At 42.0% G+C, this 21718-nt stretch carries 27 protein-coding genes; 11 read left to right on the top strand and 16 right to left on the bottom strand.

Annotated elements, in window-relative coordinates:
* Nucleotides 1-453, top strand: a complete 453-nt coding sequence (locus AS29_RS16885; RefSeq protein ID WP_035411076.1) for an OsmC family protein — start codon at nt 1-3, stop codon at nt 451-453.
* 21 nt (nt 454-474) lie between these two features.
* On the opposite strand, the gene AS29_RS16890 is transcribed toward AS29_RS16885, so the two are convergent.
* Entirely contained in the window at nt 475-2250 is a 1776-nt protein-coding gene (locus AS29_RS16890; protein WP_051860799.1) for an ATP-binding protein, read from the bottom strand.
* Between the two features lie 155 nt (nt 2251-2405).
* Nucleotides 2406-3002: a sulfite oxidase-like oxidoreductase gene (locus AS29_RS16895; protein ID WP_035411078.1), complete on the bottom strand. Its 597-nt coding sequence runs from the start codon at nt 3000-3002 to the stop codon at nt 2406-2408.
* A gap of 109 nt (nt 3003-3111) precedes the next feature.
* Between AS29_RS16895 and AS29_RS16900 the strand changes: the two genes are divergently transcribed.
* Nucleotides 3112-3705, top strand: a complete 594-nt coding sequence (locus AS29_RS16900) for a biotin transporter BioY (protein WP_035411081.1) — start codon at nt 3112-3114, stop codon at nt 3703-3705.
* A gap of 554 nt (nt 3706-4259) precedes the next feature.
* Nucleotides 4260-4421: a hypothetical protein gene (locus tag AS29_RS21445; RefSeq protein WP_156505968.1), complete on the top strand. Its 162-nt coding sequence runs from the start codon at nt 4260-4262 to the stop codon at nt 4419-4421.
* Between the two features lie 125 nt (nt 4422-4546).
* Here AS29_RS21445 and AS29_RS16905 read toward each other — a convergent pair whose 3' ends face one another.
* From AS29_RS16905 to AS29_RS16920, 4 genes are all read right to left on the bottom strand, one after another.
* Nucleotides 4547-5875: a Na+/H+ antiporter family protein gene (locus tag AS29_RS16905; RefSeq protein ID WP_035411084.1), complete on the bottom strand. Its 1329-nt coding sequence runs from the start codon at nt 5873-5875 to the stop codon at nt 4547-4549.
* A gap of 176 nt (nt 5876-6051) precedes the next feature.
* The gene (locus tag AS29_RS16910) at nt 6052-6351 is read right to left on the bottom strand and encodes a hypothetical protein (RefSeq protein WP_035411087.1); all 300 of its coding nucleotides are present in this window, start codon (nt 6349-6351) and stop codon (nt 6052-6054) included.
* 94 nt (nt 6352-6445) lie between these two features.
* Entirely contained in the window at nt 6446-7936 is a 1491-nt protein-coding gene (locus AS29_RS16915; protein ID WP_035411091.1) for a leucyl aminopeptidase, read from the bottom strand.
* A gap of 33 nt (nt 7937-7969) precedes the next feature.
* Nucleotides 7970-8344 carry a DUF309 domain-containing protein gene (locus tag AS29_RS16920; RefSeq protein ID WP_035411092.1) on the bottom strand — a complete coding sequence of 125 codons (375 nt, stop codon included), beginning with the start codon at nt 8342-8344 and terminating at the stop codon, nt 7970-7972.
* A gap of 98 nt (nt 8345-8442) precedes the next feature.
* On the opposite strand from AS29_RS16920, the gene AS29_RS16925 reads away from it, so the two are divergent.
* Nucleotides 8443-8925 (top strand): divergent PAP2 family protein, encoded by a 483-nt coding sequence (locus tag AS29_RS16925; RefSeq protein WP_035411095.1) that lies wholly within the window; start codon nt 8443-8445, stop codon nt 8923-8925.
* A gap of 17 nt (nt 8926-8942) precedes the next feature.
* A complete protein-coding gene (locus tag AS29_RS16930; protein WP_051860800.1) occupies nt 8943-9776 on the top strand; it encodes a cobalamin-binding protein in 834 nt (277 codons plus the stop codon).
* Between the two features lie 66 nt (nt 9777-9842).
* On the opposite strand, the gene AS29_RS16935 is transcribed toward AS29_RS16930, so the two are convergent.
* The 5 genes from AS29_RS16935 to AS29_RS16950 all read right to left on the bottom strand — a co-directional run bounded on the left by AS29_RS16935 (nt 9843) and on the right by AS29_RS16950 (nt 13199).
* Nucleotides 9843-10541, bottom strand: a complete 699-nt coding sequence (locus AS29_RS16935) for a 3D domain-containing protein (protein ID WP_035411098.1) — start codon at nt 10539-10541, stop codon at nt 9843-9845.
* 181 nt (nt 10542-10722) lie between these two features.
* Entirely contained in the window at nt 10723-11040 is a 318-nt protein-coding gene (locus AS29_RS16940) for a YuiB family protein (protein ID WP_035411100.1), read from the bottom strand.
* A gap of 86 nt (nt 11041-11126) precedes the next feature.
* Nucleotides 11127-11249 (bottom strand): YuiA family protein, encoded by a 123-nt coding sequence (locus tag AS29_RS21660; RefSeq protein ID WP_197491624.1) that lies wholly within the window; start codon nt 11247-11249, stop codon nt 11127-11129.
* Nucleotides 11250-11398: 149 nt separating this feature from the next.
* Nucleotides 11399-11881, bottom strand: a complete 483-nt coding sequence (locus AS29_RS16945) for an NUDIX domain-containing protein (RefSeq protein WP_035411103.1) — start codon at nt 11879-11881, stop codon at nt 11399-11401.
* A 106-nt stretch (nt 11882-11987) separates the two neighbouring features.
* A complete protein-coding gene (locus AS29_RS16950; RefSeq protein ID WP_035411106.1) occupies nt 11988-13199 on the bottom strand; it encodes an NAD(P)/FAD-dependent oxidoreductase in 1212 nt (403 codons plus the stop codon).
* A gap of 441 nt (nt 13200-13640) precedes the next feature.
* Here AS29_RS16950 and yumC point away from each other — a divergent pair, with 441 nt between their 5' ends.
* Both yumC and AS29_RS16960 read left to right on the top strand, forming a co-directional pair.
* Complete coding sequence (yumC, locus tag AS29_RS16955) at nt 13641-14636, top strand: ferredoxin--NADP reductase 2 (protein ID WP_035411109.1); 996 nt, start codon at nt 13641-13643, stop codon at nt 14634-14636.
* Between the two features lie 621 nt (nt 14637-15257).
* Nucleotides 15258-15839 (top strand): transposase, encoded by a 582-nt coding sequence (locus AS29_RS16960; RefSeq protein ID WP_035411112.1) that lies wholly within the window; start codon nt 15258-15260, stop codon nt 15837-15839.
* Between the two features lie 16 nt (nt 15840-15855).
* On the opposite strand, the gene AS29_RS16965 is transcribed toward AS29_RS16960, so the two are convergent.
* Together AS29_RS16965 and dapF are read right to left on the bottom strand one after the other, a co-directional pair.
* A complete protein-coding gene (locus AS29_RS16965) occupies nt 15856-16218 on the bottom strand; it encodes a HesB/IscA family protein (protein WP_035411115.1) in 363 nt (120 codons plus the stop codon).
* A 72-nt stretch (nt 16219-16290) separates the two neighbouring features.
* Complete coding sequence (gene dapF, locus AS29_RS16970; RefSeq protein WP_035411118.1) at nt 16291-17148, bottom strand: diaminopimelate epimerase; 858 nt, start codon at nt 17146-17148, stop codon at nt 16291-16293.
* A 219-nt stretch (nt 17149-17367) separates the two neighbouring features.
* Between dapF and AS29_RS16975 the strand changes: the two genes are divergently transcribed.
* Nucleotides 17368-18057, top strand: coding sequence for a DUF2225 domain-containing protein (locus AS29_RS16975; RefSeq protein WP_035411121.1), 690 nt, complete (start codon nt 17368-17370; stop codon nt 18055-18057).
* A gap of 41 nt (nt 18058-18098) precedes the next feature.
* Here the strand turns inward: AS29_RS16975 and AS29_RS16980 are convergent, their stop codons facing one another.
* Nucleotides 18099-18335: a YuzB family protein gene (locus tag AS29_RS16980; protein WP_035411124.1), complete on the bottom strand. Its 237-nt coding sequence runs from the start codon at nt 18333-18335 to the stop codon at nt 18099-18101.
* 303 nt (nt 18336-18638) lie between these two features.
* Here AS29_RS16980 and AS29_RS16985 point away from each other — a divergent pair, with 303 nt between their 5' ends.
* Together AS29_RS16985 and AS29_RS16990 are read left to right on the top strand one after the other, a co-directional pair.
* Nucleotides 18639-19706 carry an NAD(P)/FAD-dependent oxidoreductase gene (locus AS29_RS16985; RefSeq protein WP_035411127.1) on the top strand — a complete coding sequence of 356 codons (1068 nt, stop codon included), beginning with the start codon at nt 18639-18641 and terminating at the stop codon, nt 19704-19706.
* A 76-nt stretch (nt 19707-19782) separates the two neighbouring features.
* Nucleotides 19783-20271 (top strand): GNAT family N-acetyltransferase, encoded by a 489-nt coding sequence (locus tag AS29_RS16990; RefSeq protein ID WP_035411130.1) that lies wholly within the window; start codon nt 19783-19785, stop codon nt 20269-20271.
* A gap of 316 nt (nt 20272-20587) precedes the next feature.
* On the opposite strand, the gene AS29_RS21450 is transcribed toward AS29_RS16990, so the two are convergent.
* Together AS29_RS21450 and AS29_RS16995 are read right to left on the bottom strand one after the other, a co-directional pair.
* A complete protein-coding gene (locus tag AS29_RS21450; protein ID WP_156505969.1) occupies nt 20588-20746 on the bottom strand; it encodes a hypothetical protein in 159 nt (52 codons plus the stop codon).
* Nucleotides 20747-20940: 194 nt separating this feature from the next.
* Nucleotides 20941-21255 (bottom strand): YuzD family protein, encoded by a 315-nt coding sequence (locus tag AS29_RS16995; protein ID WP_035411133.1) that lies wholly within the window; start codon nt 21253-21255, stop codon nt 20941-20943.
* A gap of 205 nt (nt 21256-21460) precedes the next feature.
* Between AS29_RS16995 and AS29_RS17000 the strand changes: the two genes are divergently transcribed.
* The gene (locus AS29_RS17000) at nt 21461-21694 is read left to right on the top strand and encodes a NifU family protein (protein ID WP_035411136.1); all 234 of its coding nucleotides are present in this window, start codon (nt 21461-21463) and stop codon (nt 21692-21694) included.
* Nucleotides 21695-21718: the final 24 nt, after the last annotated feature.

Genomic DNA, 21718 nt, shown 5'->3' on the forward strand with positions numbered 1-21718 from the left:
ATGGCAGAACACAGCTTTTTGCTTCAGGCAACATGGCCCGGCGGAAGAAATAGTGTCGGGGAAATACAAACCGGACATTTAAAGACATCCATTTCCATCCCTCCGGAAATGGATGGACCGGGTGAGGGAACAAATCCGGATGAAATGCTTTTAGGAGCAGCAGCAACTTGTTATATCATTACACTCGCTGCGATGCTTGAAAGAAATTCAATCCCTGTAGAAAGTCTCACGATGGAGTCTGAGGGAATCGTCGAGGTGATAAAGGGATATATCACGTACAAAAAAATCATTCACCGCCCTGATTTGATTCTAGCATCTGATGCGGAAGAAAAAGAGATCCGACTGGCTCAAAGGCTGGCAGAAAAAGCAGAGCAGTCCTGCATGATTTCACGAGCGCTTAAAGGCAATGTATCCATCGAATTAGAAGCTCATATAGAAAAAAATTCAAAATAAAGCGGCCATAAGGCCGCTTTATTAAATAAATCTCTTTTTTGCTTCTTCAATCGGATCTAAAGGAAGCAGAATGGTAACGGTTGTCCCTTTTCCCAATTCACTTTGAAATTGAATCTTCCCTCTATGCTCATCTTTTACAATTTTGTAGCATACCGTCAGACCTAAGCCTGTCCCTCGCTCTTTCGTAGTGAAGAATGGTTCCCCCAGTTTTTCAATCCGGTCAGGTTCAATGCCTTCTCCCTCATCCTTCAAAATAAATTGTGCATAGCCATCAGCTGTCAGTGAGCAATAGATGGTCATCATCCCGCCAAATTCCATTGCTTCAATTGAATTTTTAATTAAGTTCATAAAGACCTGCTTTAGATGATTTTTATTGCACATGATATACAGTTCCGGATCAGCGGTAATGCTGAATTGCACGTGAGCAGCTTTGGCTGTCTCCTCCATAAGCAAGACAACATCATCCAATATCTCTGCAGCTTTTTCTTTTTTAAAAGTTTTGCCTTGAGGCTTCGCAATAAGCAAAAGCTCATCAATAACTTCATTAATCCGATCGATCTCCTCCGCCATGACACGAAGATGATTTTGATGCTTCAGGTTTTCATCCTCACCTAAAAATTGAACAAAACCTTTAAGCGAGGTAAGCGGGTTCCTTATTTCGTGAGCAACCCCCGCTGCCAGCTCTCCTACAACACTCATTTTCTCTGTTTTTAAAATGTATTCTTCGTCCCGTTTCCTTTGGCTGATGTCATTTCCAATACATAAAATCAGCTGTTTCCCTTCAAGGGTTACGGGAATTTTCAGAACTTCTACCCACTTGACCTGGCCTCTTAAATCGACAATTTTATCTAGTTTTTCATATTTCGGTTTGATCCCAAGCAGAACCTTCTTCTCTTCCATCTCAATTTTAACTGCCTGAACACTTCGGGGATTCAGCTCCAGGTCTGTTTTATTCAGAAGATCATCCACATCCATATCATAAAGTGAAGCCATGGCTTCATTAGCAATAATGTACTGGTGATCTTCATTTTTCACATAAATATAGTTGGGATTGAGATTCATAATTTTATGAAGGAGATTTTTTTGCTCCTTCAAACCGCGGGTAAGATTTTGAATAAGACCAATAAAAATGATTAGAGTAAGCAATATAGATGAAAAACCTGACACAAAAAGCGGAAGGATTTTATACCCGCTTAAAAGTCCGATCGTGATAACACTGAAAACAGTTATGCTTAAATACAAGCTAAATAAGCGATGTTCCTTTACAGCCAGGAATATGGAGAAAAATATTAAAGTGAAGGCAACAAATAAGGTTAAGCTCGTGTTCAGTACAAACAGCCACTGCCAATCTCCAAAAATAGGATAATAGTGATTAGGGTACTGTTTGCCAGGGTAATACATCTCAAGCCCTCGCACTCCTAAGGCTGTGTTGCTGAGCACATAAACAGCGGTGCTTAACATAAAGGAGAAAATCAAGACGAGCCGAAGCGGCCAAAGGAAAACCTTTTTGGAGAACAGACTCACTTTGCTGTAGCGGGTGAGAAGAATGTACATGAAATAACAGACCACTGGAAAATTAAAAATAATGCCAAAGCGGAAAAATGTGAAATATCTTTTGGCCTCTTCAATCTCAAATAACTCCACCCCATATAGAATGGATAAATCTAATTGCCAAAAAGCAAGCAATAGGAGAAAACTGATGGCAACTTGAAAAAAAGGAGTGCGATTGTGAAATAAAATCACAACACCTAATACGAAAGGAATGATCGCAATAATAGCCAATAACGTAAAGTACATGTAGTCTACACTCCATTAAATCCTCGGTAATTAGATTGCTGTAAATATGCCAGCATAGTATTTATTATAACAATGTAGGAGCGGTTTCGCGCCCCCTATAACGAAAGTTTTTTATTTTTCAAGTATTAATTTTTTCCAAAAACAAAAATAAAGCATTAGTCCCAGGAAAATCTCTCCTCTTTCCAAGGGTTTCCGTTCATATGGTAGCCGTTTTTTTCCCAGAATCCAGGATGATTTTGCTTTGTAAATTGAATTCCCCTAAGCCATTTAGCGCTTTTCCAAAAATAAAGATGCGGAAAAACTGCTCTGATCGGGTATCCATGCTCTGGCGTTAATGGTTTACCATCATGAGAATGAGCCAGCAGACTTGTCTCCTTCAGAAAGTCTTCTAACGGAAGATTTGCCGTCCATCCTTCCTCAGCATGGAGAACAACAAATCCTGTTTCGCCGCTGACTCCCGCTGCATGAGCTATATCCCTTGCTCTAACACCTGTCCATTGATTATCAAGTCTGGACCATCCCGTTACACAATGAATATCATTGGAGATTGTTGCTTGAGGAAATTCCATCAAATCCTCAAAACTTAGAAGCAAAGGCTTCTCTACAAGTCCGTAAACCTGAAGATTCCAGCTCTTCAATTCGCGATATTCCGGAACCGAACCGGCGTGCAGAACCGGAAAGGTTTTCGTTACATGCTGGTTAGGAGGTACACGTTCTGAATTAGCATGGGCTTTGGATTTGCCGAAGTACATTTTGTTCACCGCCTTTTTATGTTAACCTTTAAATAATAGAAGTTGACATTAATAACACCTTCTATTAGTCTATATATAAAAGCCTATAGGTGTAAAGGAGAATTATGGGATGGGTAGAAAATTTCAGACAATTGATTTAGTATACGCCAGCATGTTTGCCGCTTTAATGGCAGTCGGGGCAAATTTAACTTCATGGGTGCCGTTTTTGCAGGTTGCGGGAGTACCGCTGTCAATGGCTCCTTTTTTCTGTGTGCTTTCAGGGCTTTTGCTCGGTAGCCGTTTGGGAGCGGTATCTATGACGGTCTATGCACTTATAGGCGCTGCAGGTGCACCTGTCTTTGCTGGATTTTCTTCGGGATTTGGCATTCTTTTTGGAAAAACCGGCGGATTTATTCTTTCCTACATATTAGCCGCTTATGCAGCAGGAAAAATCGTAGAATGGAACAAAAATCCGAAGCTTCCGGTATTTATGGCCGCTGCATTTGCAGGAATCATCGTAATTTACTTGTTCGGAACAACCTACATGTATGCAATCATCAATTACGTAGCAGGGGCCAAGCTTTCCTACTTGGCAGCATGGCAGATCATGGTATGGTTCGCCGTTAAAGATGTTGTGTTCACCATCTTCGCAGCCCTTATCACTCCGCGTATCTATCATCAGGTAAAAAAGGGAAACCGTCAAACAAAACAGCGGGCAGCATAAAGGGATATATAGGAAGGCAGTCAGGAGCTGCCTTCCTTTTTTATGCGGCAGAAGCGGATATCGGACTCTTGTACTCTTTTATCGACCACTCACATGCGCATATCGGACACTTTCTCTCATTTATCGGACACTGATTACCGGATATCGCTCATTCACGCGGATATCGGACTCTTGTACTCTTTTATCGGCCACTCACACGCCATATCGGACTCTTGTTCTCTTTTATCGGCCACTCACATGCGCATATCGGACACTTGCTCTCATTTATCGGACACGGCTTTCACTCACTGCTCTTTTCTAAGCGTCCGCTCCTCGGGTTGCTGTTCATCTATTTCAAAACAGCATCGTATGCCAAAATACCCTTTTCAATCAAGCGAAATTGGAGAAATCATACAACTTACAGATCATTACTGCATAAAATATCAGGGAAAAATAAACAAAATGGGTTGAATTGCCCTGGGATTTGAGGTATTCTATTAACTATTGCCGCCGGAGGTATAAATAGAGCTCCATTTTGGCATAATGCAAGTATCGTAATAAAAGAGGTGAAGATCATGTCTGGATTAGCGATTAAACGCTATTTTTTGAGTGAGCTGGACCGCGAACAATATGAAACAGAAGTATTACATTATACCCCATCTGCAGCCGATTATTTGTTCGACTGGGACGACGCTGAACTCCTTAACGCATGGAAAAATATACAATTGCAAGCATAATATCTGACTGCCGGAGGATTCCGGCAGTCTTTTTATTTCTGCAAACGAAAAAGGGCCCCTAGAGAAGGCCCTTTTTCCAATCATGGCTATATATAAAGTCTTTAAAAACAGACGATATACCGAAGTCAGAGAACCATTGCCGCTATCCATCCAAACAGGATGAGCGGAATGTTATAGAGGAGAAATGTCGGAACAGTAGTATCCCAGACATGGTCATGCTCTCCATCTGCATTTAAGCCCGATGTGGGACCAAGTGTACTGTCCGATACAGGTGAACCTGCGTCTCCAAGTGCACCTGCCGTTCCAATAATAGCGATCGTAGCTAAAGGACTAAAGCCGAGGTTTATACACAATGGGACAAATAAAGCTGTAATAATGGGAACCGTTGAAAAGGAAGACCCTATTCCCATCGTGACGAGCAATCCAACTATAAGCATGAGCAGCGCAGCTAATGACTGGTTATCTCCGATTAGTGCTGAAGCACCTCTCACCATCTTCTCAATATGGCCGGTTTCTTCCATTACACTGGCAAAGCCCGATGCAGCAAGCATAACGAATCCGATGAATGCCATCATCTGCATCCCTTTTGTCAGGATTCCATCTGCTTCCTTCCATTTCATCGCGCCTGTAATATAGAGAACCGCAATTCCCGCAAGGGCTCCGAAAATCATTCCTCCCTCAATCTCCAGGTGTGACAGGTATAACTGAACAGCAAGGGATATAATAATGGCCGCTGCCGCAAAGCTGAGAGATTTTTTAGAAAAGGCTACTGCCTCTGCCCCTGTAATTTCACGATCTTCATAAATCCTTTTCTTTCTATAGAAAAAGAAAGCAAGTATTAAGCCGGTTACCATTCCTAAAGAAGGAATGAGCATGGCATCTGGAATATCCGAAAGTTTAATAGCAAGTCCCGCTTGCTTCATATTATCTCTTAAAATCCCATGAAAAATTGCTCCGAAACCTGCTTGAATATACATATACGGTGTAATTAAACCAAATGTAATAACAGCAGCCACAAGTCTTCGGTCAATTTGAAGCTGATTAAAGATCTTTAATAGAGGCGGAATTAAAACGGGAATAAATGCGATATGAACAGGTACGATATTTTGAGAAGAAATCGAAACCAGCAGGATGATGAATAAGATCAAAACCTTGGAAAGAGTTTTTCTATTCGATTCTCCTTCTCTGCCTACTAGTTTAATCGCAAAGTGCACCATTGCATCCGGCAGCCCGGTTTTAGTAAGCGCAACGGCAAATGCACCAAGTGATGCATAGCTGAGAGCGACTGCAGCATTTCCTCCCAATCCGGAAGTAAAAGCTTCTCCAATTGTTTTTATATCCAAGCCGCTTGCGAACCCCCCTGCCAATGCACCGATAATCAGAGAAAATACAACATTTACTCTGACAAGGCTTAGCACTAGAAGAACGGCAACAGCTAAAATGACAGCATTCATAACAGAACCTCCAAAAATCCTTTAGTTTGCTAATATGGTAGAGCAATAAAATGACATGTTCCTAAATTATCACAGAATGAGAACCTATGTCAACGGTTTGTTTTATCACATTAGTATGTTAAAGGAATTTTCCAATAGAAAAGACCGGATCCTTGATCGATCCGGCCTGTTTCTAATTAATAATAAGGGTATCCATAATATGGATACGGGTAATACGGATATCCATAGCCATACCCATAATAAGGGCTCAGTAAGGCAGAAGCAGCTAATCCTCCCGCCAAGCCCAAGGGAAAGCCGTAGCCAAATGGCCCGAAGCCATATCCAAATCCGAATGGTCTTCCAAAGCCAAAGCCGAACGGACGGCCGAAGCCTCCAAAGCCAAATCCCGGCCTTCCAAAGCCAAACCCTGGTCTTCCAAAGCCGCCAAAGCCAAATGGCCGCCTCATATCTTCATATAAATTAATTTGTTCACTCATCACATAACCTCCAAAACTCTTTCTGTATAATCCTGCCTACTGTAAACTATGCAGTCGGATTGTCCAGAGAGTTAGGCGGAAGCCCTGTTTCTTGTTAGACCTCAAAATTTTCTATGAATGTAGCGAGTGTTCTTGCCATGACTCCTGTCGCACCAGATGGTCCAAGACGGCTTTCTTTGTTCGTAACCGAAGTACCTGCAATATCCAAGTGGACCCACGGAGTATCTTCAGCAAACTCTTTCAAGAAAGCCGCAGCCATAATCGCATGTCCCTCTCTTCCAGGAGAATTACTCAGATCTGCCATTTTGCTGCTTTTTACACGTTTTGTATCTTTTTCTGTAATCGGCAGCTGCCAGATTGGCTCCCCGCATTCCTTAGATGCCGCTGTCACTTGTTCATAAAGGGCGTCATTATTCGTCGTTGCACCCGTCATATCATTTCCTAATGCAACAATTACTCCCCCGGTCAGAGTCGCAACATCAACTAAATGGGTCGCTCCATGATGTTTGGCATATGTGATGGCATCTGCAAGGACAAGCCTTCCTTCGGCATCGGTATTTAACACTTCAATTGTTTTTCCGCTCATGGAAATGATGACATCGTCCGGCTTGAAGGCAGTTGCTGAAATGACATTGTCTGTAGAAGGAATAACCGCCACTACGTTTTGCTCAGGCTTTAGCTCGCCGATAATTTCCATCGCTCCAAGCACGGCAGCAGCGCCTCCCATATCCGTTTTCATTCCGACAATTCCTGATTTCGTTTTAATGGAATATCCGCCTGTATCAAAGGTGATTCCTTTGCCTACAAGGCCAATTGTTTCCGTACTGTTCTCATTTCCATTGTATTTCAGCGTAATCATTTTAGGAGGCTCAGCGGAACCTTGGTTTACAGCAAGCATCGCGCCCATACCAAGCTTCTGCATCTCTTCTTTTTCAAGAATTTCGCACTCGAAGCCATATCGATCGGCAAGCATTTTCGCATGTTCTGCAAGCTCATTTGCCTTTAGAATGTTCGACGGCATATTCACAAGCGTCCTCGCTGAATTTGTGCCTCTCCCATGTGCAGCTCCAACAATTAAAGCAGCTTTTATCTCGGAAGCATCTTCTTTCGTCAAAACCGTTAGCTCTTCAATCTTTTTTTCTGGTTCATTTGATTTATGCTTATAATCTTTAATTTTATAGGAAGCGAGCTCGAGTGCCTCAGCCAATGCGTGTGCTGCTTCCAATCCGTTCAGGTGTTCAGAAGTAAAAGAGTCCAAATCAATGACTGCCTCTGTTTTCCGGTCAGCAAGAAGACGTTTCACGATATTGCCGAATGCTTCTCTTGCTGCTTCGAAACCCCATTCCTTTTCCCTTCCCAGCCCGGAAATGTAAATTCTTTTTATTTGCGTTTTTCCTAATGGAAAAATTTTCGCAACGGCCATGGAGTCCGCACTAATATCCCCTTCTTTTAGCAATGCCGTCACATGCCCTTCAAGGCTCTCATCTATAGCTGCAAGTGTGCCCTGCAAAGACTGTGTCTTTTTAAATAATCCTGTAATCAGGGTTTCTTCATTTCCAGTAAGCGTATCCATTACTTTGAACATGTCACATTCCTCCATCACGTGTTTTTAATCGGTCTATTCAAGGTATAGAATGAGCAAGGGGAGTCTGGGCAGCTCCTTAGTCATTTCATAAGGTACCTTATCCGGGACCTGTGGTATAATAAGTAAACAATTTTCCATGAACTGACTTACTTTTTCCAAATCAATGCCCCAGTAAATCGGGCGGTAGGACTGTATGTACTGCCTGCCAGCGCGCATCATGGCTCTTGACCCTTTTAAGTTGCCGTAGCTGTAATGATAAAGGGCAACAGACATTTGAAGCAAACCCTTTAAAAATAGGTTGGACTTGTCTGTCAGCCACATTTCCTCCAGGAGGTCGTGGCACGTATAGAAATCGCCTTCATTAAAATGGATGAAAAACTGGTAGTATTCCTCCGGATAACCATCCATAAAGCGGTCCCCCTTCGCCTGTTATCTTTATTTTATCAGAAGGGGGGAATTTAAACACAATCAAGTGCTGATACATATGGAAGGCAGGAGAATCCATTATGGATATATTTTATAATTTCCCTTTAATAGCTGCTCTGACTGCAATATTTTTCGCTCAGGTTGTGAAAGTACCCATTCATTTTATTGCCATTAGAAAATGGGATTGGTCACTCGTAACCAGTACAGGCGGTATGCCCAGCTCCCATTCAGCAGCCGTAACTGCCCTGACAACAGCCGTGGCACTCGAAGAAGGTCTCGGTTCCACCCTATTTGCCGTGTCGGCAATATTTGCAGTTATCACCATGTTTGATGCAACGGGAGTTCGCCGCCATGCGGGTGAACAAGCCACTGTTCTTAATAAACTGGTCATTGATTTTAACCGTTTTATGAAAGAAGCGAAAGATTGGCAGCAAAATCAGGAACAGGAAAAACAAAAGAGGCTAAAGGAATTACTAGGCCATCAGCCAATTGAAGTTTTTTTCGGCGGGATTACTGGAATTCTGCTTACCCTGTTAATGCATTACCTCTTTTTCCAACTATAGGGCATGAGGTGAACCAGATGAAAATTGTTTCGATTTGCCCCAGCAATACCGAGCTTACCGTCTGCCTGGGATTGGCGGACCAATTAGTAGGACTCGACGATTTTTCGGATTGGCCGGAGGAAATTAAACACCTGCCAAGACTCGGTCCCGATTTGTCGATACGGATGGATGATCTCGAAAAATGCGAGCCCGACTTAGTGCTCGCTTCCCTCAGTGTCCCGGGCATGGAGAAAAATATTGAAGAACTCGAACGGAGAAATCTTCCGTATATGGTATTTGACCCGCAATCCTTTGAAGATTTAAACGACGATCTGATGAGATTAGGGGAAAGAACTGGCTGCCTTGATAAGGCACAGGAAAAAACGAAGGTGCTCCGCTCGATTGTAAAGCAATTTGAAATTAAGTCACTGGAGCTTTCCTCTAAACCCTCCGTCTATTTTGAGTGGTGGCCAAAGCCGATTTTCACTCCTGGAGGAACAAACTGGCTGACTGAGATGAGCTGTCTTGCGGGCGGAGAAAACATTTTCAGTCAAACCGAAATCCCCAGCATTCAAACGGACTGGGAGGATATTTTAACAAAGGACCCCGATTATTTCTTCCTGGTCTGGGTCGGAGTGAAAGAATCAAAAATGAAAATTGAGCATGTTCAAAAAAGGACTCGGTCATCCGAATTATCAGCTCTGCGCAACGGCAGAGTAATTATGCTGCAGGAAGCGCTTTTTTGCAGGCCATCTCCAAGACTGTATGAAGGACTGGCCAACCTTGCTGCTATCCTGCATCCAGACCATTTTAAGGACGAAATCTCCCTTATTCGGAATTCTTCAATCTATTCAGGAAGGAAAATTCTTTGAAATTAAATGCAAATTATAGCCAAATGGTAAAGGCAGCTGGAGAAGATCCCAGCTGCCTTTTTCGCCTTAATATCCAGTTTTCGGTTTAGTGTATTGCTGTCTGAATGCTTGCAGGGATTCACTTTCATTCAGCTTTGCCAGTTCCTTTTCCGTAAAGCTGCCGTCCCCTTTTTTAACAACATAAACCTCAAGTTCTTTTTTGCCCCAATTTTTATAAACATCAGCGACTGTATTAAAATACAAGTCCAGCCTGTCACCTTTAATGGCTGCACCTTTATCCGCCACAACGCCATATCCATAATCAGGGATAAAAAGCACCGTCCCAATCGGAAATACAGTTAAATCTGCAGCGATCGTAGAAAACAAATCCCGCTTCACCTTAACACCGGAATAAGTAATTCCATATTCAGGATGACCGGGATTTTTACCTGTCGACTCAAATCCCGCCGTATAGCCGGTAGCAAGAACCTTATGCTTCGGATACTTCTCCCAATCAAAAGCCGTCTCCAAGGAATCCTTCTTACTCACCGCTGAATTTGAAGAAGTTAGTGCCGCCAAATGGTGATCTGATGGCAAAAACTTCATAGCAAGTCCAAAGAAACGCAGAGATCCGTCTTTTTCATTTTGATATGTATACGTATTATATAAATCTTGGGTCAGTTCTCTCGCTTTAACGCCTGAGACACCCTCAAACGTTGCAGCCAATGCTCCTGCAAAAAGCATGGCCATAACAAAACGCCTCGACCATATTCCAAGCTTTCTCATTCTCTTACTCTCACTCCCCTCACTAGACTATTTGTTCCCGTCCGGAAACAAAAATATTCTTCATGAGGGAAATTGAAAAATTTGTAACAAAAGGATATGTTACTGAATTGATTTCCACACCCTAATGGCTGCATGATTGCGAGTCAGAACAAATAAAAAAACCTCCGAACAATCGGAAGCCTCAGAACATTTGATATCCTCTTTTTCTTAACGTCTGGATAACCAGTCCAGAACAAATTGCACCTGCAAGACCGCTTATTAAAATGGTGACATCTACTCCCTGAAGAGAAACTACTTTATGAAGCAGGGCGGGAAAAGACTCTCCCGGTGCTGTGAAATAAGAGGCTGCAGCTGTATCATCAATAATTAAAATGCATACAACCGGATAAATAATGGCCATGATCCAAGACATTCTAAGCAGCATGTTCAATAAAAAGCCGATTCCAAAGAACAATACAAAGAACAATACGATTGAAATGATAAATACCGGCAATATCATACCTAAAACACCTCCAATACACCAATTTCAGTGTACTGAAAGCGCATTAGATACGTCAATATGAATTTCCCTGAATTTTCTATATTTCAAGACTTTTTTCCAGTTCCATTGCAAAAATCGCAGGTTTCTGTACCGCCTAGCAGCAACTGAAAATATCCCTTACCTGAGCAATATGGACACTCTCTCTTTTCAGCCTTCAATGCAGCCATCTCTAATCTCCCCTTTACGATCTATTGTTAATTAAGATAGCAGGTATCTTGTCAACAATAAAGTCAGATAAGATGACAAAAGAGCTAATGAAAGCGAATACATCAAGTCCGCACTCCTGTTTTCTTTAATTTTCTTATTTTTTTGAAAATTATAAAAATAAGTTATACGCGGAGTACTGGAATTGCTCTCCAGGATCCAGCTGATCAAATAACTCCAGTTTAGGATGAATATCTTTTTCTGCCAGAGCTGTAATCAGCAAAGACGCATCCGGATCCGTTTTCAGCTGCTCGTAAGGAATAAATGCTGCCTCAAAGAGCTCATCTTCCTGGATGCGGATCACATTGCTTGCTGCCCGCAGTTTAAAGATAATCATGTTGTCACTGACCTGTCCTTTAATAACGCCGGATCTTACCCCAACAATTCCATCGATGACCGCCTTAACCCCTGTTTCCTCATAAATCTCTCTGATTACAGCCTGATCAATCGTTTCATTTCCATCCACAAATCCTGCCGGCAAGGACCACTTCCCCATCAAACCGCCGTATTTCTTTTTTACAACAAGCCACCTGTTCGATTCATCAGTAACGATACCTGCAGCAGCCAGCCAAACATTTCCCCGTTTACTTGTCATGATGCCACTCCTCTTTCTGTCATTCCATCATATGGTATATGCCATTTATTATGTACCCAAAAATAATAAAAGGCAAAAGCTATAAGCTTTTGCCTTTCCTTACTTATTAAAAGAACTTGAATTTTCCTTTTTTCATGACCATACCAGGTCCGCCCACCATGTATAGCGCACGGTTGTCGATCATCTTCTTCATGAACGATGCTTTCGTTCCAACAAGCTTCTTGCCGAAAACGGTTCCTACTGCATCATCTTCACCAAGGGAAGCAACTGTACCTTTAATGTCAGCTTTAAAGCCTTCCATTTCTCCCTGGCCTTTAATTAATACGGATAGGTTTTTCGCACAAGTTTCACCCTGCTGCATCGCAATTTGTGCAGTTGGAGGGTATGGACGATTGATTTCTTCATTGATAATCAATGAGCAATCTCCAATGATGAATACATCTTTGTGGCCAGGTGCAAGAAGATCAGGAGTAACTTTAACGCGTCCGCGCATGTTCTCGAATCCAGCTTCTTCTACAACACTGTTTCCGCGAACTCCTGCAGCCCATACAACTGTACCAGCTTTGATTTCTTCCATATGATCATCTTTAGCAACGACGATTCCATCTTCCGTACATTCTTTAATAGCTGTACCGATTTTGAATTCTACACCTTTGCGCTCAAGATGATTAACTGCATACTCAACAAGTTCCGGATCAAATCCTGGAAGAGCCGTCGGAGCAGCTTCCACACAGATGATGCGGACTTTCTTAGGATCAATATCATATTCGCGGCAAAGCTTTGGAACACGGTTGGAAAGTTCTCCAAGGAACTCGATACCTGTGAATCCTGCTCCCCCAACAACAATTGTTAAACGGTCATCCTGTTTTACTTCTTCAGTCTGATACGTTGCGAACTGAAGTTCAATATGCTCACGCAATTGGCGGGCAGCATTAATGTTTGTAATTCCGAAAGCATATTCCTTCAAACCTTGAATTCCGAAAGTTTCAGGCTGAGAACCCAGTGAAACAACCAGATAGTCGTAATCAAGCTCGCCTTTTTCAAGAACAATTTTCTTCTCTTCCGGTTTGATCGCAGTTACTGTATCCTGCACGAAGTTCACACGGCTGCTGATTACTTCTTTGATTTGGTAACGGCATTTATCGTGATGAAGCGTACCTGCTGAAGCTTCATGCAGCCATGTTGTTTCATAATGGTAATCGTTTTTGTTAACAAGCGTAATATCCGCATCATTAACACCTACTAATTTTGAAAGACGGTTAACCGTAATTAAACCACCATAACCTGCACCTAAAACCACTACTTTTGGTTTATTCAAGACAAATCACATCACCTTTACTAAATTTGTGGGAATAAGAGAACTGAAAATAATACCTTCGTATATTTTCCGCTTCTTTTCACCATTTTATTTTGTTTTTTGCCAAAAACTTTGTGAAATACTTCACTATATAGTACACAAAAAAATAATCCACCATTTAAAGAATGGTTCACAAAAAATTAACAATTATGCCTATTACCAATATTAATCCTTTGTGAAATGTTTTTCAAGTTCTAATTAACCCAAATCATCAGTTGCGAAAATTCCGAAAATAAGGTAGGATACTTACTTAAATTGCACTCTATTCGCCATTCGATTATGAAAGAAAAGGCTGCAATCTCTAGATTAGGAAAAACTTACCAGATTTTTTTGGAAGATGAGCTTCCCAAAAAAATATGGTATGATATAAGTAAGAATAGTTATCAATTAGGGGGTTGCATTGTGAAAGAAGATACAAAGGTTTACGACATTACCATCATTGGCGGAGGACCCGTCGGCTTGTTCACAGCATTTTATGGAGGAATGAGACAAACAAGCGTTAAAATCATCGAAAGTCTTCCTCAGCTTGGCGGACAGCTTTCTGCCCTTTATCCTGAAAAATACATATATGATGTAGCTGGTTTTCCAAAAGTCCGTGCGCAGGAACTTATCAACAATTTAAAAGAGCAAATGGCTATGTTCAACCCTGCCGTTGCCTTGGATCAGGCAGTGGAAGAAGTCGAAAAACAAGCGGACGGCGTCTTTAAGCTGACCACCAACTCTGAAATCCACTATACAAAAACCATCATCATCACCGCTGGAAACGGAGCATTCCAGCCGCGCCGCCTTGAACTTGAAAATGCTCCGCAATACGAAGGCAAAAACATGCACTACTTCATCGATGATCTTAAGTCCTTTGCCGGCAAACGCGTCATGATCTGCGGCGGCGGAGATTCAGCTCTTGACTGGGCCCTTATGCTTGAACCAATCGCGGAAAAAGTCACACTTGTCCACCGCCGCGACAAATTCCGTGCCCACGAGCACAGCGTAGAACAGCTGATGAACTCCAAGGTCGAAGTCATGACTCCATTTATTCCTGAGGAAATTATCGGTGAAGACCGCATTGAACAAGTCGTCCTTCAGGAAGTAAAAGGCGAGCGCAAAGAAGTCATTGAGATTGATGACCTCATTGTCAACTTCGGATTCGTTTCCTCGCTTGGTCCAATTAAAAACTGGGATCTGAACATCGAAAAGAATAATATTCTTGTGAACTCAAAAATGGAAACAAACATCGAAGGCATCTACGCAGCAGGAGATATTTGTACGTACGAAGGAAAAGTGAAGCTCATCGCCAGCGGTTTTGGTGAAGCACCAACTGCTGTCAACAACGCAAAAGCATACATTGATCCAAAAGCGCGCGTTCAGCCGCTTCATAGTACTAGTTTGTTTGAGAAATAATGTAATACCGCCCTCCTTTGAAGGGGCGGTTTTTTTTATGCGATTTTTGGGTGTGAAAATGGTGTGGGAGTTTTTGATGTTTGTCTGACTATTTTGTCTGACAAATCCCCTGACTTCCAGTTTGTCTGACGATTTTGTCTGACAAACCCCTGTATTTCCGGTTTGTCTGACTATTTTGTCTGACAAACCCCCTGATTTCAAGTTTGTCTGACTATTTTGTCTGACAAACTCCTGTATTTCCGGTTTGTCTGACTATTTTGTCTGACAAACACCCTGATTTCCAGTTTGTCTGACGATTTTGTCTGACAAACCCCTGTATTTCCGGTTTGTCTGACTATTTTGTCTGACAAACCCCTGTATTTCCAGTTTGTCTGACGATTTTGTCTGACAAACTCCTGTATTTCCGGTTTGTCTGACTATTTTGTCTGACAAATCCCCTGATTTCCAGTTTGTCTGACGATTTTGTCTGACAACCCCCCTGTATTTCCGGTTTGTCTTGCAATCCTATAATTCCTGACTCCCCCTCATCTCCTAATAATTTTACCGGCAGCAAAAATTGTTGAAGGAGTTGGAATGTTTTTGCAGAATAGAGTAATTAAATAAATAGAAAGGCGGAACTATATGCAAAGTCCTAGAAAGTGGAGCCAGAATCCTGGTGGAATGTATCATATAACGGCTAGAGCTATTAGAAGGTGGACGTTATTTGAAGATTATCGTGACAAAGACCGCTATCTCCTTATTCTCCAAGAAACCCAGCTCAAATACCCCTTTAAACTGCACGCCTTTTGCTTAATGAAAAATCATGTTCACCTGCTTATCGAAGTATTGGATCATCAGCCAAGTATTTTTATGAAAGAAATTAACTATCGATACGCCAGATACTTTAACTCGAGACATAACTTCAAAGGCCATCTATTCGAAGGCAGATTCTACGCTGATCCCATTACGACTATCTCCAAATTCCTCAACACAACCCGCTATATCCATTTAAACCCCTACAAAGCCATGGCCGTCCAGCAGGCGGAAAACTACAAATGGAGCAGTTATCCTTATTTGGTCAAGAGCCTTGAATGCGCGATCCTCTATAAAGACAAAACTCTAAGTCACTTTCCCCATCCTTCAGAAGAAAACTATAAGCATTTCGTTGAAGAATTAAAATGGAGTGAGAAAGAGGAAGGAAACGAAAAAAAGGTCCTGAATTAGGACCTTCATTCTTACCTCAGCACTCTTCCGGAGTACCCTTATTCGTTGCTGTCACAAACGATGATCCGCAGCCGCATGATGCGATGGCGTTCGGATTATCGATGGTGAAGCCCCCGCCCATCAAGGATTGTTTGAAATCGATGATGGTGCCTTTTAGTGCCGGTGCACTTTCTTTATCGATTAGGACGGGGATGCCGAAGAATTCGAGTTCGACGTCGCCTTCTTGTTTTTCGTGGTCAAATCCCATTCCGTAGGAGAGTCCGCTGCAGCCGCCGCCTTTAATTCCAACGCGGAGGAAGGCATTTTCTTCTTCGTGTTCTTTCATCATGTCTTTTATTTGAAAGGATGCTGCTTCTGTAATTGTAATTATTTCAGCCATGTGATCACTCCTTTTTATAAATGGCTATAGGTTAAGTATACATGGTGAGGTGGTCAGACTCAAATTCTTGAGCTAGCGGATATGGTACGTTCCTTCAGCGATGACTTCTGCGGGGCCGGTCATTAGGACGTTTCCTTGTTCGGTCCAGTTAATAATCAAATCTCCGCCTGCCAGGTGGACGGTGATGTCTTCACCTCTTGGGGATTTTCCATTCAGTACAGATGCGACGGCAGCGGCGCATGCTCCAGTTCCGCATGCCTGGGTGATGCCGGATCCTCTTTCCCATACCCGGAAGTTCAGTTCATTTTGGTTCACGACTTCGATAAATTCGACGTTGATTCCGTTATGGAATCTCGGATCTTTTTCAACGGATGGGCCGAGTGTTGTCAGTGGTGCTGTTTGGATATCATCTATATAAAAAATAATATGTGGATTTCCCATTGATAGTGCGGTAATTTCATAAGCTTCTCCCTGGAAGATCATGTTTTCGGCTATCGCGGTTTCTTCAGGGGCTCCATCCATTGGTATGTCTTTTTTCTGAAGTCTTGGATTTCCCATATCCACGGTTACTGCTTGGACCTGATCGCCGCTGAGATGAATTTTAGCTTCTACTAAGCCTGAGAGTGTTTCAATTTTAAAGACAGTTTCAGCTGCAAGCTTGTGTTCATAGGCGTATTTTGCGACGCATCTTAATCCGTTTCCGCAGTTTAGGGCCTCTGAGCCATCATTATTAAATATGCGCATTTTGACTGGAGCCTGTTCGGATGGGCAGATGAGGATCATTCCATCTGATCCTATTCCTGTGTATGGATTGGCGACTTCTCTTGCAAGCCGGGGAAGGTCTGATTCATTCAGGTTTTCTTCAAACATGTTGACATAGATATAATTGTTGCCGAGGCCATGCATTTTTGTAAATTGAAAGGTCTCCATTTTCCGTCCTCCAAAAAAATGATTTCTATAAGTATAAAGTTTGCGGAGGCGGTCTACAATAGGAATATCCCCCGTTTGAATAGAACGATAAGAACTCCTTGCGACTTTAGTAAGGAGTTTTTATTTTTTCTGTTTAGCTGGATTATACATGTTTCAGGTTTTCGCTGTCTTTTTATGGTATAATAGAACTACTTTATTGAATTCGAAAGGAGAATAAGAATGGGAAATGCTCATTTGTATGACAAAAATACTACTTGTGTTCTATGCGATTTTTCCTTCAAAACTAAAAAACTCCGTTCTTCATTCATCCGTATTGAGTTCAACGATTCGGATTTTTACTCTAAATACAAATCAGAAAGCTGCAACCCGCTTCTATACTATGTATCGGTGTGCCCGAATTGCGGATTTTCATTTTCTGATGAGTTTTCTCCTCAATTATCCGTTCCAGCCAAAAAGCATCTAACTGAGCATGTATGGAATCACTGGGCAAAGCATGATTATTGCCAGGAAAGGTCGATGCAGGGTGCCCTTTCAGCTTATAAGCTTGCGATTTACTGCGCTGATCTTAAGCATGAAAAACATTCGGTGAAAGCCGGTTTGCTTCACCGTCTCGCCTGGATGTACCGTTCGGAGGGCACTGAGGATCAGGAAATGCGTTTTTTGGAGCTTGCTCTTAAGGAGTACATTCAATCTTATATGATGGAAGATTATGCAGGCACGAAAATGACGGAAATGAGAGTGCTCTATTTAATCGGCGAGCTGAGCAGAAGAATCGGGAAGGAAACTCAAGCGGTAAGGTACTTTTCCCGTATAATCGAAAACCAGAGCCAGACGCTTGAAAAAGGTTTGGTTGAAATGGCTAAGGACAGGTGGCAGGAAATGAGAGAGGCCAGAGCTCTTGTCCAATAGTTTATAGAAAAGGATGGCCTCGGGAGGCCATCCTTTTTATATTAGAACATCGGATTCTCTTCCAGATGCTGATAGATATTTTCAAGGAGCTGGTCGGCGGTTTCGCCAGTTACGGCTTCACCGTTTACAAGGGCATACATGGATTCGAAGCATTTGCCGCAATATCCAAGACAGCCGTATTCCACGATATCTAAGTTTGGATCCTTTTCAAGCGTTTCAAGTGCCCGCTGTGATCCGTTTGCCAAATTGCTTATGCAAAATTCAATTATCGGCTTCATGCTATCACCTCTCTAATTCTTTCTTATCCTACCCTGTTTCGATAAAAATCGTCAATGTTTATTGGATAGAGGCTTCCAAAAGCTCTGTCCACTTTGATACAATTAACTTAACACATTTACGTAATAAGGTTGTACTATTCAGCACTTTTACATAGTAAGTGGATATTTTGCCGGGGTATATTGTGATTTTGCAGCAAATTCGATATACTATTTAGTGGCATTTTGAAAAGGTTTTCTTTAATTTTATCAGTTTAGAATACTATTTTTTTATTAATTCCCATGGGGAGAAGGGGAAATCCGCATATGAAAAATCTAGTAATTCTTGGCGGCGGGTATGGGGGAATGAGAATTCTTCAAAGACTGCTTCCAAATAACCTTCCAAATGATGTTCAAATCACCCTGGTTGATAAAAATCCCTATCACTGCCTGAAAACGGAATACTACGCGCTGGCAGCCGGAACTATTTCTGATCACCACATCCGGGTGGATTTTCCAGAGCATGAAAACCTGACTCATAAATACGGGGAAGTTGCTTCCATTGACCGAAAAGAAAAAGAAATTGTGTTCACGAATGGAGAAACGCTAGGCTATGATGATCTTGTAGTGGGTCTTGGCTGTGAGGATAAATACCATGCTGTACCAGGAGCACAGGAATATTCATACAGCATTCAAACGATTGATCAGTCACGCAAGACGTATCGGAAGGTTAATGACCTGCCTGCAGGTGCAATCGTTTCCATAGTAGGCGCAGGTTTGAGCGGTGTTGAATTGGCAAGTGAACTTCGCGAGAGCCGTAAAGATTTAAAGATTAAATTGTTTGATCGGGGAGCAACAATCCTCTCTATGTTCCCGGAAAGACTCAGCCGCTATGTACAGGGCTGGTTTGAGGATCATGGAGTTGAAATTATTAATGGCGCAAATATTACGAAGGTCGAGCCGAATGTTGTTTACAATCATAATGAACCTGTTCAAAGTGATGTCATTGTGTGGACAGCCGGAATTCAGCCTAGTAAAATTGTTCGCGAGATGGATGTTGAAAAGGATACACAAGGCCGTGTCGTGCTGACTCCTCAGCATTACATTCCGAATGATAAGAGCGTATTTGTGGTGGGAGATTGCGCTTCCCTTCCTTATGCACCAAGCGCCCAGCTTGCCGAAGCACAGGCTGAACAGATTGTTATTGTTTTACTGAAACGCTGGAAAAACGAACCGGAACCTGAATCATTCCCGCAATTTAAACTTAAAGGGATTCTAGGATCGCTCGGTAAAAAGCATGGCTTTGGACTACTTAACGAAAAGCCGCTTATGGGCCGGGTTCCGCGCTTGCTAAAATCAGGGATTTTGTGGATGTACAAGTTTCATAGAGGTTGATTGGTCATGGCGGAGGATACATTCCGCCTTTTTTTTGCTTTGTAAAAAAAGAACTGGGGTTAATGGAGGGGTAAAGTTGAGCATTCCGGTTATAAAAGAATACGCAGATGAGTTTCAGAATGAAATAACAGAGTTAATCCTAACGATTCAACAGGATGAATACCAAGTTGCCATTACAAAGGATGAGCAGCCTGATTTACTTAATATCAAAGAATTTTACCAGACAGGTAATGGGAACTTTTGGGTAGCTGTTTATGAGGGTGAAGCAGTCGGTACGATAAGCCTGCTTGATATAGGCAGCCAGCAATTGGCATTAAGAAAGATGTTTGTGAAGAAAGAATACAGAGGTCCAGTATTTCAGACAGCAAGTCTATTGCTGAATACTGCTTTAGATTGGGCCAAAGAAAAGTCAATATCAGCAATATTTCTTGGAACAACTCCACAATTTATAGCTGCTCATAGATTTTACGAGAAAAATGGATTTATCAGTATAGAGCTTGAGCAATTGCCCGCAAGTTTTCCTGTGTTACAGGTGGACAAGAAGTTCTATACCTATTTTGTATAGGTACAAAGGAATTCCGTGTTTGTTTATTTTTAGGCTATGTTAAAGCTTTATGTTAATTTTTAAACACTTGTTGATTGAAGCGGAAGGCGTGAGACTCCGTGCTGAGAGCAGCGGGACAGGTGAGACCCCGCAGCGGCGAAGCCGGGAGGAGGCTCACCGCCCGCCCAAGGATAAGCGAACGCCTGCTAGCTGCAATCAACAGCCTAGTATAGCAGAGCTTTTCAAATTCAGGATCCCTCTTAAAAATCGCAAAAAAAAAGCACTCTCATCAGAGTACTTCCCCAAACTAACGATTCATTTCACAAGGAAGTACCGGTTACGCAGTAATCCATGAATACTTCATCATTGCCTTGCTAACTGCTTTTGATTTTGATGGGTCGGCTGAACTGGTATGGAAAACTCCATTCTGATCTGTAACGTACACTTTGTATTGCAGCTTTCCTTTTCCGTCTTTCTCAAGTTGAATATCAATCATGCACTTGGTTTGATTGATTTCATATTCATATGTGTGATTTCAGATGACTGTATGGTTTTTCAGTGCGTTCATTTTATTATTCATGATATAGCCTCCTTTTTGAAAACTATACCATAAAATAGGTCATTTTACTTAATTAATTTTGAAAATTAAGGTGCTGAAATGGTCGAATACTCCCGAATCCTTACCAAACTTTATGCTCCCTTTACGAGACCGAGTTTTTCAAGCTCTTCACAAATTGTTTTAAGCCGGGGATTGCCCTCTCCAACCACATTGCCGTTAATGACGACGAGGGGATAAAAGTATTCATCGTTTTGAATTTTTTCGGCTATTTCTTTTTTTTTACCTTCAAGATCGGGGTTATGGATGTCTATATAGGAGACTTCAATGAATTGATTTGGGTATTTTCTTGAGAGTGCCGCACTAAGCCACTCTTGTGTCTCTTTTGATGAAGGCATGTTTACACAGCTTGGACATAATACTTCTGCACCATATACTTCGATGTTCATGGTTTTCCCCCTCCGCGGTCAATGCTTTTCTTCATTGTATTCGATTTGCGCGCTTTTTGCATATGTTTTTAACAGGCATCATTTGTCCGTAGGTTTCTCGAAAAAAATGTGATACAATAGGAGAAAATATGGAGATTTCCGAGTCTCGGCATTCGATTTTTTTAACATGCCGGAATATAATAGTGGCAGGAAGGAGACGATAGCTATGGAAGAAAATCAAAGAGAACAAGTACAGGAAGTACTCGATAAATTGCGTCCGTTTTTGCTTCGCGATGGCGGAGACTGTGAACTGGTGGATATTGAAGATGGAATTGTAAAACTTCGTCTTTTGGGAGCTTGCGGAAGCTGCCCAAGTTCAACGATTACACTGAAGGCTGGTATAGAGCGTGCATTGCTTGAAGAAGTACCGGGTGTAGTGGAAGTTGAGCAAGTATTTTAATGAATGAGAAGAAGCCTCCGGTTT

The sequence above is a fragment of the Bacillus sp. SJS genome (genome assembly GCF_000732485.2).
Lineage (GTDB): Bacteria > Bacillota > Bacilli > Bacillales > Bacillaceae > Metabacillus_B > Metabacillus_B sediminis.

Excerpts from the sequence above, each read along its gene's own strand:
- AS29_RS16980 (WP_035411124.1), bottom strand. The coding sequence starts at position 18,335 with ATGAAGCCGATAATTGAATTTTGCATAAGCAATTTGGCAAACGGATCA.
- AS29_RS16915 (WP_035411091.1), bottom strand. The coding sequence starts at position 7,936 with ATGTTCAAAGTAATGGATACGCTTACTGGAAATGAAGAAACCCTGATT.
- AS29_RS16890 (WP_051860799.1), bottom strand. The coding sequence starts at position 2,250 with ATGTACTTTACGTTATTGGCTATTATTGCGATCATTCCTTTCGTATTA.
- AS29_RS16985 (WP_035411127.1), top strand. The coding sequence starts at position 18,639 with ATGAAAAATCTAGTAATTCTTGGCGGCGGGTATGGGGGAATGAGAATT.
- AS29_RS16920 (WP_035411092.1), bottom strand. The coding sequence starts at position 8,344 with ATGGATGGTTATCCGGAGGAATACTACCAGTTTTTCATCCATTTTAAT.
- AS29_RS16965 (WP_035411115.1), bottom strand. The coding sequence starts at position 16,218 with ATGGCTGAAATAATTACAATTACAGAAGCAGCATCCTTTCAAATAAAA.
- AS29_RS17000 (WP_035411136.1), top strand. The coding sequence starts at position 21,461 with ATGGAAGAAAATCAAAGAGAACAAGTACAGGAAGTACTCGATAAATTG.
- AS29_RS16885 (WP_035411076.1), top strand. The coding sequence starts at position 1 with ATGGCAGAACACAGCTTTTTGCTTCAGGCAACATGGCCCGGCGGAAGA.
- AS29_RS16895 (WP_035411078.1), bottom strand. The coding sequence starts at position 3,002 with ATGTACTTCGGCAAATCCAAAGCCCATGCTAATTCAGAACGTGTACCT.
- AS29_RS16940 (WP_035411100.1), bottom strand. The coding sequence starts at position 11,040 with ATGATATTGCCGGTATTTATCATTTCAATCGTATTGTTCTTTGTATTG.
- AS29_RS16900 (WP_035411081.1), top strand. The coding sequence starts at position 3,112 with ATGGGTAGAAAATTTCAGACAATTGATTTAGTATACGCCAGCATGTTT.
- AS29_RS16930 (WP_051860800.1), top strand. The coding sequence starts at position 8,943 with ATGAAAATTGTTTCGATTTGCCCCAGCAATACCGAGCTTACCGTCTGC.
- AS29_RS16935 (WP_035411098.1), bottom strand. The coding sequence starts at position 10,541 with ATGAGAAAGCTTGGAATATGGTCGAGGCGTTTTGTTATGGCCATGCTT.
- AS29_RS16905 (WP_035411084.1), bottom strand. The coding sequence starts at position 5,875 with ATGAATGCTGTCATTTTAGCTGTTGCCGTTCTTCTAGTGCTAAGCCTT.
- AS29_RS16975 (WP_035411121.1), top strand. The coding sequence starts at position 17,368 with ATGGGAAATGCTCATTTGTATGACAAAAATACTACTTGTGTTCTATGC.
- AS29_RS21445 (WP_156505968.1), top strand. The coding sequence starts at position 4,260 with ATGTCTGGATTAGCGATTAAACGCTATTTTTTGAGTGAGCTGGACCGC.
- AS29_RS16995 (WP_035411133.1), bottom strand. The coding sequence starts at position 21,255 with ATGAACATCGAAGTATATGGTGCAGAAGTATTATGTCCAAGCTGTGTA.
- AS29_RS21660 (WP_197491624.1), bottom strand. The coding sequence starts at position 11,249 with ATGGCTGCATTGAAGGCTGAAAAGAGAGAGTGTCCATATTGCTCAGGT.
- AS29_RS16960 (WP_035411112.1), top strand. The coding sequence starts at position 15,258 with ATGCAAAGTCCTAGAAAGTGGAGCCAGAATCCTGGTGGAATGTATCAT.
- AS29_RS16925 (WP_035411095.1), top strand. The coding sequence starts at position 8,443 with ATGGATATATTTTATAATTTCCCTTTAATAGCTGCTCTGACTGCAATA.
- AS29_RS16945 (WP_035411103.1), bottom strand. The coding sequence starts at position 11,881 with ATGACAAGTAAACGGGGAAATGTTTGGCTGGCTGCTGCAGGTATCGTT.
- dapF (WP_035411118.1), bottom strand. The coding sequence starts at position 17,148 with ATGGAGACCTTTCAATTTACAAAAATGCATGGCCTCGGCAACAATTAT.
- AS29_RS16910 (WP_035411087.1), bottom strand. The coding sequence starts at position 6,351 with ATGAGTGAACAAATTAATTTATATGAAGATATGAGGCGGCCATTTGGC.
- AS29_RS21450 (WP_156505969.1), bottom strand. The coding sequence starts at position 20,746 with ATGATTGATATTCAACTTGAGAAAGACGGAAAAGGAAAGCTGCAATAC.